The sequence below is a fragment of the Streptomyces sp. NPDC001315 genome (assembly GCF_042896175.1).
GTDB lineage: Bacteria > Actinomycetota > Actinomycetes > Streptomycetales > Streptomycetaceae > Streptomyces.
Window position 1 is genome coordinate 1207594 of record NZ_JBIAWZ010000001.1, and the last position, 13231, is coordinate 1220824.

Below are 13231 nucleotides of genomic sequence, written 5' to 3' on the forward strand. Positions count from 1 at the left end.
CAGCCGACCGGGAGCGGGAGGAGGCCGAGCCGTACGTACGCGCCGCGCACGTGGGGAGATCTCCGGACAGCACGCCGGGGTCTCCGGGTGATTCAGTGCAGCAGGAAGAGCCTCGCCTCCCGCTTCGCGTCACTTTAGTCCACCGTGCGGCACGGTCAATCAACCGGCCTGCGCGTCGCGCGCCGGGGTGACTGCGATGCGGCAAACCAGGGAAAATCACCCCTGCGGATGGACCGCGACCACTGTGTGGGTTAGCTCACAAGAGGACGTGATGATGCTCTTTTCCCGCTCTCACAGCGCGACTGGATCGGCTGTGACCAGTACGGTCATAGCTATGACGACTTCTGCATCGGTTCCCACCGGCTCCGAGGCCGCCATATCCGGCGGTACCGTCACCGACCGACTGGTCGATGCGAACGGGCGGTACGCCGCCGCGTTCACCGATCCCGGAATGGACGCCCGACCCGTCCTGCGCGTCGCCGTCGTGGCCTGCATGGACGCCCGCCTCGATCTGCACGCCGCGCTCGGCCTGCAGCTGGGCGACTGCCACACCATCCGCAACGCGGGCGGTGTCGTCACCGACGACGTGATCCGCTCCCTCACCATCAGCCAGCGGGCGCTCGGCACCCGCAGCATCGTGCTCATCCACCACACCGGCTGTGGTCTGGAGAGCCTCACCGAGGACTTCCGCCACGAACTGGAAATGGAGGTCGGCCAGCGCCCCGCCTGGGCGGTGGAGGCGTTCCGGGACGTCGAACAGGACGTACGGCAGTCGATGCAGCGCGTGCGCACCTCGCCGTTCCTGCTGCACACCGACGACGTGCGCGGCTTCGTCTTCGACGTGAAGACGGGGCTGCTGCGTGAGATAGACCCGGCCTGACCCACGTATCAACCGTCGTAAGACCCGACATATCGCGGCCAGTTGTCCACAGGCGAGTGACACGAATCGGTAACGGCAGCAAGAATGCGGGGGTGGCGTCACGCGGAGCCTTTCACGCGTGGTGTCCGTGTTTCGGGGTGGGCCGGTCCGCGTCTGAGAGCGTCGGCCCGGATGGAACGGGCCGAGGAGGGCCGGGTGACGACCTATGACGATCGAGCGAGCCTCACTGATCTGACCGCCACTGTGGAGCGTGTCCGCAGTTCGGTGGAAGGAGTGATCGAGGGCAAGCCCGAGGTCGTACGGCTTTCGCTGACCGTGTTGCTCGCCGAGGGACATCTTCTGATCGAGGATGTCCCCGGCGTGGGCAAGACGATGCTGGCGAAGGCTCTTGCGCGGTCCATCGACTGTTCGGTGCGACGCATTCAGTTCACTCCCGACCTGCTGCCGTCGGACATCACCGGCGTGTCCATCTGGGACCAGCAGCAACGGGACTTCGAGTTCAAGCCGGGGGCGATCTTCGCGCAGATCGTGATCGGCGACGAGATCAACCGCGCCTCGCCCAAGACCCAGTCCGCGCTGCTGGAGTCGATGGAGGAACGCCAGGTCACCATCGACGGGCAGACGTACGAGCTGCCCAGCCCCTTCATGGTGGTGGCCACGCAGAACCCGGTCGAGATGGAGGGCACCTACCCGCTGCCGGAGGCCCAGCGCGACCGCTTCATGGCCCGCGTGTCCATCGGCTACCCGAGCGCGGAGGCCGAGCTGCAGATGCTCGACATCCACGGCGGGGTGAACCCGCTGGACGACCTCCAGCCGGTGGCCCACGCGCACGACATCGTGAAGCTGGTGGAGGCCGTCCGGGGCGTCCACGTCGCCGAGGCGGTCCGCAGGTACGCGGTGGAGCTGGTCGCGGCCACGCGCACCCACCCCGACCTCAGACTCGGCGCCTCGCCGCGCGCGACGCTGCACCTGCTGCGCGCGGCGAAGGCGTCCGCGGCTCTCAGCGGCCGGGAGTACGCCCTGCCGGACGACGTGCAGGCACTCGCCGTCGCCGTTCTCGCCCACCGCCTGCTGCCCACCGCGCAGGCCCAGCTCAACCGCCGCACGTCGGAACAGGTCGTCCAGGAGATCCTCCAGCGCACCCCGGTGCCCGCGGCCCCCCAGCAGCAGAGCGGCTACGGCCTGGCACACGGCGCCCCGGCCTACCCCCAGCGGCCGCCGCGGAGGCTCTGATGACCGCCGGGGGGACGGGCACCGCGGAGGCCGACCGGGGCGAGAAGGGCGGCATCCGCACGGCCCTGGCCGGGCTGACCACCCGAGGCCGCTCGTTCCTGGCCGCCGGAGTCGCGGCCGCCGTCTGCGCCTACGTCCTCGGGCAGGCCGACCTGCTCCGGGTCGGCCTGCTGCTGGCGGTGCTGCCGCTGGTGTGCGCGGCCATGCTCTACCGCACGCGCTACCGGGTCGCCGGCAGCCGCCGGCTCTCCCCCGCGCGCGTGCCCGCCGGCAGCGAGGCCCGGGTCCATCTGCGGATGGACAACGTCTCGCGGCTGCCCACCGGCCTGCTGATGCTCCAGGACCAAGTGCCGTACGTGCTCGGCCCACGCCCCCGCTTCGTACTCGACCGGGTGGAGGCGGGCGGCCGCCGCGAGGTGTCCTACCGGGTCCGCTCCGACCTGCGCGGCCGCTATCCGCTGGGCCCGCTGCAACTGCGCCTGACCGACCCGTTCGGGATGTGCGAGCTGACCCGGTCCTTCTCGACGTACGACACCCTGACCGTCATCCCGAGCGTGGAACCGCTGCCGCCGGTCAGGCTGAGCGGCGAGGCGAAGGGGTACGGCGACGGGCGGCAGCGTTCGCTGGCGCTGGCGGGCGAGGACGACGTGATCCCGCGGGGCTACCGCTACGGCGACGACCTGCGCCGCGTGCACTGGCGCTCCACCGCGCGCTACGGCGAGCTGATGGTGCGGCGCGAGGAACAGCCGCAGCGCGCCCGCTGCACGGTGCTCCTCGACACCCGGGGCCTCGCCTTCCGGGGCGCCGGGCCGGACTCGGCCTTCGAGTGGGCCGTCGCGGGCACCGCCTCCGTCCTGGTCCACATGCTCGAGCGGGGCTTCTCCGTGCGGCTGCTCACGGACACCGGCAACTCGGTGCCCGGGGAGGGCGCCGACGGTTTCGCGGGCGCCAGCCAGGAGTCGGCGGACGCGGCCGGGCTGATGATGGACACGCTCGCGGTGATCGACCACTCGGACGGCACGGGCCTGTCCCGGGCGTACGACCTGCTGCGCGGCGGGAACGAAGGGCTGCTGGTGGCCTTCTTCGGCGACCTCGACGAGGAACAGGCCACGGTGGCCGCCAAGATGCGCCAGCGCAGCGGAGGCGCGCTCGCCTTCCTGCTGGACAGCGATACGTGGGTGGTTGAACCGAACGACGTGCCCGCTCCGGTGAACAGGTCGGAGGAACGGCTGCGGATGCTGCGCGAGGCGGGCTGGACGGCCCTGAGCGTGCGGCGGGGCGCCTCGCTGGAGGACCTCTGGCGCCAGGCGGAACGGGACCGCACGGGCGTGGCGGCGGCGAGCGCGGCAAGCGGTGGGGAGAGCAGGTCATGAGCGGGCGGGCACGACTGGCACTGTGCGCCTGGGCGGCCACGCTGATGGCCGCGAGCGCCCTGCTGCCGCTGGTCGAGTCGGTCGGCTGGATGCTGCAGGCGGCCGTCCTGCTGGCTGTTCAGGCGGGAGTGGGCGCGGCGGCCCGGCGGATACCCCTGGCCCGGCCGCTGACCGTGACGGCACAGGCCCTGCTCACGCTGGCGCTGCTGACCCTGGTCTTCGCCCGGCAGCAGGCCCTCGGCGGGCTGATTCCCGGCCCGGACACCTTCCGCTACTTCGGCGACCTGCTGCAGACAGGCACGGACGACGTGGGGCGGTACGCGACCCCGGCACCGCTGTCCGACGGCATCCGGCTGATGCTCGTCGGCGGTGTACTGGTGATCGGGCTGCTGGTGGACGTCCTCGCGGTGACCTTCCGCAGCGCGGCCCCGGCCGGACTGCCACTGCTCGCGCTCTACTCCGTGGCGGCGGGCCTTTCGGACGGCGCCGGCGACTGGTTCTTCTTTCTCCTCGCGGCGGCCGGCTATCTGATGCTGTTGCTGGCCGAGGGGCGCGAGCGGCTCTCGCAGTGGGGCCGGGTCTTCGCCGGGGCGCCGCGCGGTCCGGGAGGCGAACCCGGCCCCTCGGCTCCGATGCGCACCGGCCGCCGCATCGGCGCGGTCTCGCTCGGCATCGCCCTGGTGGTGCCGCTGCTGCCGCTGCCCGAGATACAGGGCGGCCTGCTGGACAGCGCCAGGACCGGGGTGGGCGTGGGCTCCGGGGGCGGTGGCACGATCTCGGCGGTGAACCCGCTGGTGTCGCTGCGCGACAGCCTGAACGTGGACGAGGACCGCACCGTCATGGTCCTGCGCACCAACACCGACGATCTGACGGACATGTATCTGCGGATCGTGTCCCTGGACGACTTCGACGGCATCACCTGGAAGCCGTCCAAGCGGCACATCGTCGCCGTGCCGGACGAGTTCCCCACGCCGACCGGGCTGGGCGCCGACATCAAGCGCGCGGTGATCACGACCCGGGTCTCGGCGGCCGACTGGTACGCCCAGGACTGGCTGCCGATGCCGTACCCGCCGAGCGGTGTGAGCGTCAAGGGCAACTGGCGCTACGAGCCCGAGGGCATGACGCTCGTCGGCGACCACGGCCAGACCACGCGCGGTGCCACCTACGAGGTGAAGAGCCTCGCAGTGCAGCCGACGGCGGAGCAGCTGGCCGCGGCCCCCGAAGCGCCCAAGGCGTTGCGGAGCGAGTACACGAAGGTGCCGGACTCGCTGCCGACGGTGGTGGCCGGGACCGCCCGCGAGGTCACCCAGGGCGCGACGACCGACTACGCGAAGGCGGTCAAGCTCCAGGACTACTTCGCCGTCGACGGCGGCTTCCAGTACGACACCGAGGTGGAGGTCGGCAGCGGTCCCGACGCGATAGCCCGTTTCCTGAGGGACAAGCAGGGTTTCTGCGTCCACTTCTCCTTCGCGATGGCGGCGATGGCCCGCACGCTGGGCATTCCGGCGCGGGTGGCGGTGGGCTTCGCGCCGGGTTCCCCGCAGGCGGACGGTTCGGTGTCGGTGGGCCTGAAGGACGCGCACGCCTGGCCCGAGCTGTACTTCGAGGGCGTGGGCTGGACCCGCTTCGAGCCGACCCCCACCCGGGGCACGACGCCGTCGTACACGCTGCCGGAGTCGTCGGGGAGCAGCGTCCCGGATCTGCCGCAGGAGACCCGGTCCGCCGGCAGCGCCCCCTCGGACGCGCCCTCGGCGAGCACGAGCTGCTCGACGCAGAACAAGAACGCCGGGGACTGCGCGGGCGCGTTGCCGCTGAACCCGCTGCAGAAGAGCGACAGCGGCACGCCCTGGTACGAGATCCTCGGCTGGACGCTGCTGGGGCTCGTGGCACTGACACTGCCGCTGCTGCCCATGCTGTGGCGGCTCAGACGCCGGTCGGTGCGGCTGGCGTCGGCCCAGCACGCCCCGTCCGCGGCGGGGCCGACCGGACCGGGCCGCCGGGACCGCGCCGGTGAGCAGCACACGGACGAGCCCGACCTGGCGGCCCTGCCGGGCGAAACCACGTCGCAGCAGGCCGGCGAGGCGGCCGTCGGGCACGTCCTGGCCGTGTGGCGCGAGCTCACCGACACGGCCTGGGACTACGGCATCCCGCCGGACGACGCCCTCACCCCGCGCAGGGCAGCGGCGCGGATCGTTCGGCTCGGGCACCTGGACGAGCCCACGGCCCAGTCCGTGCGCCGGGTGGCGTCGGCCGTGGAGCAGGTTCTGTTCGCGCCCCAGCCGCGGGCCGAGGCCGGTCTGGCCGGTGACGTGCGCGGGCTGAGTACGGCACTGCGGTCGCGGGCGAGCTGGACCACCCGGCTGCGGGCGGTGGTCGCGCCCCGCTCCGCCGTCCGTGCGGTGTGGGACCTCAGCGACCGCTGGACGGCGCTGCGGACCGACTGGGCCACGCGGTGGGCGGCCCTGGTGCGCCGTGGCCGCCCGTCAGGGCAGCAGAGCGGCTGAGGCCCGGCCGTTGACGGCCGAAGCGCACGCCGAGGGGGTGACCACCATCCGGTGGTCACCCCCTCGGCGATGTCTTGGGGAGCTGTCAGGGAATCACAGACGCTGCGGAATCAGAGACGCCGGGGACTCGATGACCCTGCAGATCACTGACCCTGCAAATCATTGGCCCTGCGGACACTGACCCTGCAGATCAAGTCGCCCTGAAGATCGTCGGCCCCTCGGACTCAATGGCCCTGGTCGTCCCGGCGCCGCTGCCAACGCTGCTCGATGCGGTCCATCATGGACCGCTTGGGTCGTCCCTGGCGGCCTGCCTGCGGCGGAGTCCCGGCCGGCTGTTCGCCGGGCTTGGGGGCCTTGCGCCAGCCGGTCACAGCGAGGACCGCACACCCCAGCATGACGAGGAAGCCGACCACGCTGAGCCAGACCTGCTTGGCGACCATTCCGGCCATGAGGAGCGCAATACCCACGAGGAAGCCCGCGACCGCCTGGTAGACCCGCCGCCGGGTGTACGTACGCAGCCCGCTTCCCTCGAGCGCCGACGCGAACTTGGGATCTTCGGCGTACAGCGCTCGCTCCATCTGCTCGAGCATGCGCTGCTCGTGCTCCGAGAGCGGCACGGAGTCCTCCTCATCGTGCAGTCGCCGGGGCGACCCGGGGGTCCCTTCAGGATAGGCAGGGAATCGCCCCCGTGAAACCCGCCCCTCTGCGCCAACTGGCCAACCGAACTCCGCCATGAACGTCCGGCTCGCTGAAACTTCCATTCCCCAGCGGCCGTCCCGTCATGCCGGGCGGTCTCCCTCGATCATACGGCGGAGAACGCCCGAACGGAGGGCCTGTGGCGTACTCCATCTGCGGCCAAGGCCCTGATCAGCGGCGCATCGCTCAGGCCTCGGTGTCCCCCTGTGCCTCACCGAGCACATGAAGCTGCGTGGCCACGGAGTGGAAGGCGGGGAGTTCGGCCGCGGCCTCCTCCAGCTTCAGCAGGGCCTCCAGGGCGCCGGGCTCGGTGTCGACGAGCACGCCGGGGACGAGGTCGGCGAAGACCCGCACGCCGTGCACGGCGCCGACCCTGAGGCCCGCACCCTCGACCAGCGTGGTGAGCTGCTCTGCGGTGAAGCGGCGCGGTACGGGGTCACCGGCGCCCCAGCGGCCGTTCGGATCGCCCAGGGCCTGCCTGGCCTCCTTGAAGTGGCCGGCGAGGGCACGCGCGAGCACGGCACCGCCGAGCCCGGCAGCGAGCAGGCTGAGAACGCCCTCGGGGCGCAGCGCGGCGACCGCGTTGCGGACACCCTCGGCGGGGTCGTCCACGTACTCCAGGACGCCGTGGCACAGCACGGCGTCGTACCCACCGCGCTCGACCACGTCGAACAGGCCGTGGGCGTCGCCCTGGACGCCCCGCACGCGGTCGGCGACGCCTGCCTCGGCGGCGCGGCGCTCCAACGCGAAGAGCGCGTTGGGGCTGGGGTCGACGACGGTGACCCGGTGGCCGAGCCGGGCAACGGGGACCGCGAAGTTGCCGCTGCCGCCCCCGGTGTCGAGGACGTCCAGCGACTCGCGACCCGTGGCCTTGACCCGGCGGTCGAGGGCGTCCTGGAGGACCTCCCAGACCACGGCGGTACGGAGAGAAGCGCGGGGGCGCATCGGGTCCGACACGGCAGTTGACTCCTCGGCGCGGCACCGCCTCTTGCACGGCGGAGCGAACGGGGCGCCTCCCCGGCCGGGATACGGGCGGAGGGAAGGCTTCAGGCGTCCTCCACCCTATTGCCTCCGGTGCCGTACCTGGTCACCGCGGTGCGTCACGGCTGGGCCGGTCATCCCGCGTCCGGTATGTCGCCGCGGGGGCCGACGGCCCGGGGGTCGTCCGCGCGGCCCCTGTCGCCTGTACCGCCCGTGCTGCCCCCGGCACTGCGCGTACCGCCCGTGTCCTGGCGTGGCTGTGGAAGCACCGGCTGGAGCACCAGCATTCGCTCGACGAGGCGGACGAACATCGCCACGTCGCGTATCAGGTCGTCGGCGTCCCGGCGGCTGGCCGCACCCTGGATGCCCGCCTCGGCCCGGGCGCGCCGCCGGGCCCCGGCGGCGAACAGCGCGCTCCACTCGGCGAGTTCGGGCGCGATTTCGGGGAGCACTTCCCAGGCGCTCCGGATCCTGGCCCGGCGTCGGGGCGTGGGCTCCGGGCGCCCGCGCGCGGCGAGCACGGCGGCGGCGGTGCGCAGGGCCGCGAGGTGGGCCGTCGCATAGCGCTCGTTGGACGTTTCCAGGACGGCGGCCTCCTCGAGTCCGGCGCGGGCCTGTGCGAGCAGGTCGAGGGCGGCGGGCGGAGCCGTGGTCCGGCGCAGCACGGGGTGCACGTCGCTCGCCGGGCCGGTCAGTGAGGGGGCAGGGCCGGAGGCGCGGCGCCGGTGGGCGGCGGCTGCGTGATAGCTGGCCATGACGAACCTCCTGTCGTCTGGGTGACGGCACTGTGGCCGTATGTGCCCATCGTGCGGTATGCCACTGACAATCCGTTCTGACCTGGGCTTTTGCTTCGATCGAAGGTTCGGGCTAGTTTTTGCACTGACCAGTCAGTTCAAAAACCCCAGGGGACGGAACGGGGGATGGGCATGGGGGGAGCCGGAGACGGCACCGCCGTCACGGCCCGGGACTTCGGGCTCGAGGGCCCCCGCGGTTGGGCGTTCCGCGGGGTCTCCGTCGAGGCGGGGCCGGGTTCACTGATCGCGATCGAGGGACCGTCCGGGTCGGGGCGTACGTGCCTGCTGCTGGCGCTCACCGGGCGGATGAAGGCCACGGAGGGCACTGCGGCCGTCGGCGGCGCCCGGTTGCCGAAGCAGTTGGCGGCCGTGCGCCGCGTCAGCGCCCTGGCCAACGTCGCCGGGGTCACCGACCTCGACCCGGCCCTGACCGTCGGGGAGCATCTGCGCGAACGGGCGCTGCTCCAGCGGCGGTTCGGCGACTCGGTACACGGGCTGTTCCGGCCGCGTACCGAACGGGTGGCCGAGGCCGAGCTGCGCATCGAGACCGCGCTGACCGCCGCCGGACTCGACCGGGAGGCCCTGCCCAAGGGTTCCCGCACCGCCGTACGCGACCTGGAGCGGCTGGAGGCGTTGCGCCTGTCCGTCGCGCTCGCGCTCGTCGGCCGACCCCGTCTGCTCGGCGTCGACGACGCCGACCTCAAGCTCTCGGCGGCCGAACGGGCCGACGTATGGGCGCTGTTGAAGTCCCTCGCCGAGGCCGGGACAACGGTCGTCGCGGTGTGCAGCGAGGCCCCCGAGGGCGCGATCGCCGTGTCCGCCCGGTCCGCCCCGGGCACGGAAACCGGCACTGGTACCGGCGCGGAGAGCGACACGGAAACCGGCACCGAGACCAACGCCGAAACCGAAACCGATACCGCCGACGAAGCGAAGGAGGCGGCCGATGCGCTCGCCGAAACTGGCCGCGCTTGAGCTCCGCCGCTTCGGCCGGGGCAGGCTCCCTCGTGCCGCCCTGGTCGCACTCCTGCTGCTGCCCCTGCTGTACGGCGCGCTGTACCTGTGGTCGTTCTGGGACCCGTACGGCCGTCTCGACCGCATCCCCGTGGCGCTGGTGAACGACGACAAGGGGGCGACCGCCGACGGAAGGAGGGTCGCGGCGGGCGACGACATCACCGAGGGGCTGCGTGACAGCAAGACCTTCGAGTGGCACGAGGTGACTGCCGCCGAGGCACGCGCGGGCGTGGAGAACGGCACGTACTACCTGTCGCTGACCATGCCGGCCGACTTCAGCCGGCGCATCGCCTCCAGCGCGGGCGACTCCCCCGAGACGGGCGCCCTCCAGGTGCGCACGAACGACGCGAACAACTACATCGTCGGGCAGATCTCGCGGACGGTGTTCAGCGAGGTGCGCACGGCCGCGTCGACGAAGGCGTCGCGGTCCTTCCTGGACAGGATCTTCGTCTCGTTCTCCGACATCCACGGGCAGACGGTGAAGGCCGCCGACGGCGCCGACAAGCTCAAGAAGGGCGTCGGGAAGGCGGAGCAGGGCTCGAAGGACCTCGCCGACGGACTCAAGGACGCCCGGGACGGCAGCACCGAGCTGTCGAAGGGCCTGCAGAAGCTCAATGCGGGCGCCGGTGACCTGGAGGACGGCTCGCAGCAGGTCGCCGAGGGCACGCGGACCCTCGCCGGCCGGGTCAACGGGATCGCGGACGCGGTGGGCCCGTTCGTGAAGGACCACGAGAAGAGCATCGGTGACACCGCCCAGCTGGTCGCCGACTCGGCCGCCGCGATCCGCCGCAACCTCGACACCCTGGTGAAGACGGCTCCGGTCGCCGCCAAGGGCGCCCACGCGGCCTCGGACACCCTGAACGACGTCCACGAGCGCCGCTGCGAGACCCCGGTGCTGCCCGACACCGCCTGCGCCGACCTGAAGAAGGCCGAGCAGGCCGCCGCCGACGTGTCGGTGATCGCCGACGACCTCAACACCCTGATCGCCGACGAGGACGGCGACCTGAAGAAGCTCGACGCCGACCTGGGCGCCCTCCAGAAGCAGGCCCAGGCACTCGCCGACCGCGCCCCGCACCTCTCCGAGGACCTCGACGACGCCGTCTTCGCGATCAACAGGCTGAACGACGGCGCCACGAAGGTCGCGGCGGGGGCGAAGCAGCTGCACACCGGACTCGGTACCGCCCGGACCGGCGCGAGCGACCTCGACGAGGGCGTCGGCAGGCTCGAGACGGGCGCCGCGGACCTGAACGGCGGCATGTACAAGCTCGTCGACGGCTCCGGCGAGCTGGCGGGAGGCCTGCACGACGGCGCCGAACAGATCCCCGACTACGACGAGCAGGACCGCGACCTGCGCACCGAGGTCATGGCCGACCCGGTCCGACTTGCCTCCAAGGACCTGCACAAGGCGCCCAACTACGGCACCGGCTTCGCCCCGTACTTCATCCCGCTGTCCCTGTGGGTGGGCGCGATGGTGGCGTACATGCTGATCCCGCCGATGAACCGGCGCGCGCTCGCCGCGGGCGCCTCGGCCTGGCGGATCGCGCTGGCCGGCTGGCTGCCGGTGGTCGCGGTCGGCGTGCTCCAGACGACGGCCCTGATGGCCGTGCTGCACTGGGCGATCGGTCTGGAGATGGCGCGGGCGGCCGGAACCGTCGGCTTCCTGTTCCTGGTGACGGCGTGCTTCGCGGCGCTCGTGCAGTGGCTGAACGCGCGCTTCGGAGCGGCCGGCCGGATCCTCGTCCTGGCCCTGCTGATGCTCCAGCTGACGTCCGCGGGCGGCACGTACCCCGTACAGACCAGCCCCGGCTTCTTCAACGCGATCCACCCCTGCCTGCCGATGAGTTACGTCGTCGAGGCCCTCAGGAGGCTCATCACGGGCGGCGGTCTCGGTCCGGTGTGGCAGGCGTGTGCCGTGCTCGCCACGTTCACCGCGGGCGCCCTCGCGCTGACCGCCCTGTCGGCGCGCCGCCGCCAGGTGTGGACGCTCGACCGGCTGCACCCGGAACTGACCCTGTGATCCCCCGGGGGACGGTTTCGGACACGGTTGCTGTGACAATCAGGGCCATGGAAAGCAGCAGCGCCACGTCGGGCGGCAGCACGCGCCGCGAGGCCACCCGGCAGAAGCTCTACGAGGCGGCCGTCACGCTCATCGCCGAGCAGGGCTTCTCCGCCACCACGGTGGACGAGATCGCCGAGCGTGCCGGGGTCGCGAAGGGCACGGTCTACTACAACTTCGCGAGCAAGTCCGTCCTCTTCGAGGAGCTGCTGCGGCACGGCGTGGGACTCCTCACCGACTCCCTGCGGGAGGCGGCCACACGCACCGAACGTGAGGGCGGCACCAAGGTGGACGCCCTGGACGCGATGATCCGCGCCGGGCTCGTCTTCATCGACCGCTATCCGGCCTTCACCCAGCTGTACGTGGCCGAGCTGTGGCGCACCAACCGGGCCTGGCAGTCGACGCTCATGGTGGTCCGGCAGCAGGCGGTGGCCGTCGTCGAGGGCGTGCTGCGCGAGGGCATCGAGGGCGGCGAGTTCAGCGACGAGATCGACGTGCCGCTGACCGCGGCCGCGCTGGTCGGCATGGTGCTGGTGGCCGCTCTGGACTGGCAGGCGTTCCAGCCGGAACGGTCGCTGGACGACGTACACGCGGCGCTGTCCCGACTGCTTCAGGGCAGGGTCAGCGGCGGCCGGTAGACACGCGGAGACGGCCCACGGCACACGGAAGCGCCGGTCCGCTGTGGCCGCGTCCCCCGCGGGCCACCTCGAACCGGCGCTTCCTCGTGCTCCCCGTAGTTCCCCCGTACTCCCCCGTCGGGCCCCCGTTCGGTCGTCCCCCGGGTTCCCCCGTGCCTCGCTCCCGCCGACCGGGCCGACGGAAGGAGCGGTCGAGGGCCGGGCCGTTCCGCCGCCCCGTGTCGGCGGTACCGGCACCGTGCCCCTTTCCGTGTCTCCACTCTCTCGTTCACGCAGGTCGTGGCCCATCCGCGCGCGTACTCATCTCACTCCCTAGGTACGGATACTCAGCCCTGCGCACACGTGCCCAGGACGCACGGTTGCCGAGTGGTTACGATCGCGGACGTGTCCGTACTCCCTCTGGTGTTCACCAGCGGCTGGGCCAGCGGCATCAACGCCTACGCCGTCGTACTGCTCCTCGGCGTCTTCGGCGCGACCGGGGTGAGCGACGACGTCCCCGAGACGTTGCAGCGGCCCGAGGTGCTCGCCGTGGCCGGAGCGCTGTTCCTGTGCGAGGCGGTCGCCGACAAGATCCCGTACGTGGACTCGGCGTGGGACTCGGTGCACACGGTGGTCCGGCCGGTCGCGGGCGCCTGGGTCGGGGCGCTGCTCGCCGGGCACAGCGGTTCGCTCTCGGATGTGGCCGCGGGTCTGATCGGCGGCTCGACGGCCCTGGCCAGCCACACGGTCAAGGCCGGAACGCGGATGGCCGTGAACACCTCACCGGAGCCGTTCAGCAACGTGATCGTGAGCATGGCCGAGGATCTCGGGGTCGGCGGGATCGTCACGTTCGCGATGTTCCACCCGCTGCCGGCGGCGATCATCGCGGGTGCGCTGCTGCTGGCCGGGCTGGTCGCGGTGTTCTTGCTGGTCTCGCGGATCCGGCGGTTCCTGCGCCGCAGGGCCCAGCGGCGGGAGGAGCGACGGCTGGCCGCGCACCCGGGACGACCGCCGGACTGACCCCCCGCCCGCGGCCGGGACAGGAGCCGGACCGACCGCCCGCGGCCGGGACTGTCAGCGGGGGTC

11 protein-coding genes are annotated in these 13231 nt (G+C 72.1%); 8 read left to right on the plus strand and 3 right to left on the minus strand.

Annotated features, from left to right (window positions below; genetic code table 11):
• The first annotated feature begins 334 nt into the window (after window positions 1–334).
• The 4 genes from ACFY16_RS05330 to ACFY16_RS05345 all read left to right on the plus strand — a co-directional run bounded on the left by ACFY16_RS05330 (window position 335) and on the right by ACFY16_RS05345 (window position 5990).
• Window positions 335–880, plus strand: a complete 546-nt coding sequence (locus ACFY16_RS05330; RefSeq protein WP_390645719.1) for a beta-class carbonic anhydrase — start codon at window positions 335–337, stop codon at window positions 878–880.
• A gap of 195 nt (window positions 881–1075) precedes the next feature.
• Complete coding sequence (locus ACFY16_RS05335; protein WP_390645720.1) at window positions 1076–2113, plus strand: AAA family ATPase; 1038 nt, start codon at window positions 1076–1078, stop codon at window positions 2111–2113.
• Window positions 2113–3486: a DUF58 domain-containing protein gene (locus ACFY16_RS05340; protein ID WP_390645721.1), complete on the plus strand. Its 1374-nt coding sequence runs from the start codon at window positions 2113–2115 to the stop codon at window positions 3484–3486. Before ACFY16_RS05335 ends, ACFY16_RS05340 begins: the two co-directional genes overlap by 1 nt.
• Entirely contained in the window at window positions 3483–5990 is a 2508-nt protein-coding gene (locus tag ACFY16_RS05345; protein ID WP_390645722.1) for a DUF3488 and DUF4129 domain-containing transglutaminase family protein, read from the plus strand. The genes ACFY16_RS05340 and ACFY16_RS05345 overlap by 4 nt, the downstream gene beginning before the upstream one ends.
• A 224-nt stretch (window positions 5991–6214) precedes the next feature.
• Here ACFY16_RS05345 and ACFY16_RS05350 read toward each other — a convergent pair whose 3' ends face one another.
• The 3 genes from ACFY16_RS05350 to ACFY16_RS05360 all read right to left on the minus strand — a co-directional run bounded on the left by ACFY16_RS05350 (window position 6215) and on the right by ACFY16_RS05360 (window position 8422).
• Entirely contained in the window at window positions 6215–6607 is a 393-nt protein-coding gene (locus ACFY16_RS05350) for a DUF3040 domain-containing protein (RefSeq protein ID WP_390645723.1), read from the minus strand.
• Window positions 6608–6872: 265 nt separating this feature from the next.
• Entirely contained in the window at window positions 6873–7643 is a 771-nt protein-coding gene (locus tag ACFY16_RS05355) for a methyltransferase (protein ID WP_390645724.1), read from the minus strand.
• 158 nt (window positions 7644–7801) lie between these two features.
• Window positions 7802–8422: an SAV_6107 family HEPN domain-containing protein gene (locus ACFY16_RS05360; protein WP_390645725.1), complete on the minus strand. Its 621-nt coding sequence runs from the start codon at window positions 8420–8422 to the stop codon at window positions 7802–7804.
• Between the two features lie 171 nt (window positions 8423–8593).
• Here ACFY16_RS05360 and ACFY16_RS05365 point away from each other — a divergent pair, with 171 nt between their 5' ends.
• The 4 genes from ACFY16_RS05365 (at window position 8594) to ACFY16_RS05380 (ending at window position 13165) form a co-directional block, all read left to right on the plus strand.
• Entirely contained in the window at window positions 8594–9433 is an 840-nt protein-coding gene (locus ACFY16_RS05365; protein ID WP_390645726.1) for an ATP-binding cassette domain-containing protein, read from the plus strand.
• Window positions 9405–11489 carry a YhgE/Pip family protein gene (locus ACFY16_RS05370; RefSeq protein ID WP_390645727.1) on the plus strand — a complete coding sequence of 695 codons (2085 nt, stop codon included), beginning with the start codon at window positions 9405–9407 and terminating at the stop codon, window positions 11487–11489. Before ACFY16_RS05365 ends, ACFY16_RS05370 begins: the two co-directional genes overlap by 29 nt.
• A gap of 47 nt (window positions 11490–11536) precedes the next feature.
• Window positions 11537–12166, plus strand: coding sequence for a TetR/AcrR family transcriptional regulator (locus tag ACFY16_RS05375; protein ID WP_390645728.1), 630 nt, complete (start codon window positions 11537–11539; stop codon window positions 12164–12166).
• A gap of 384 nt (window positions 12167–12550) precedes the next feature.
• Window positions 12551–13165 carry a DUF4126 domain-containing protein gene (locus tag ACFY16_RS05380; RefSeq protein ID WP_390645729.1) on the plus strand — a complete coding sequence of 205 codons (615 nt, stop codon included), beginning with the start codon at window positions 12551–12553 and terminating at the stop codon, window positions 13163–13165.
• Window positions 13166–13231 lie beyond the last annotated feature (66 nt).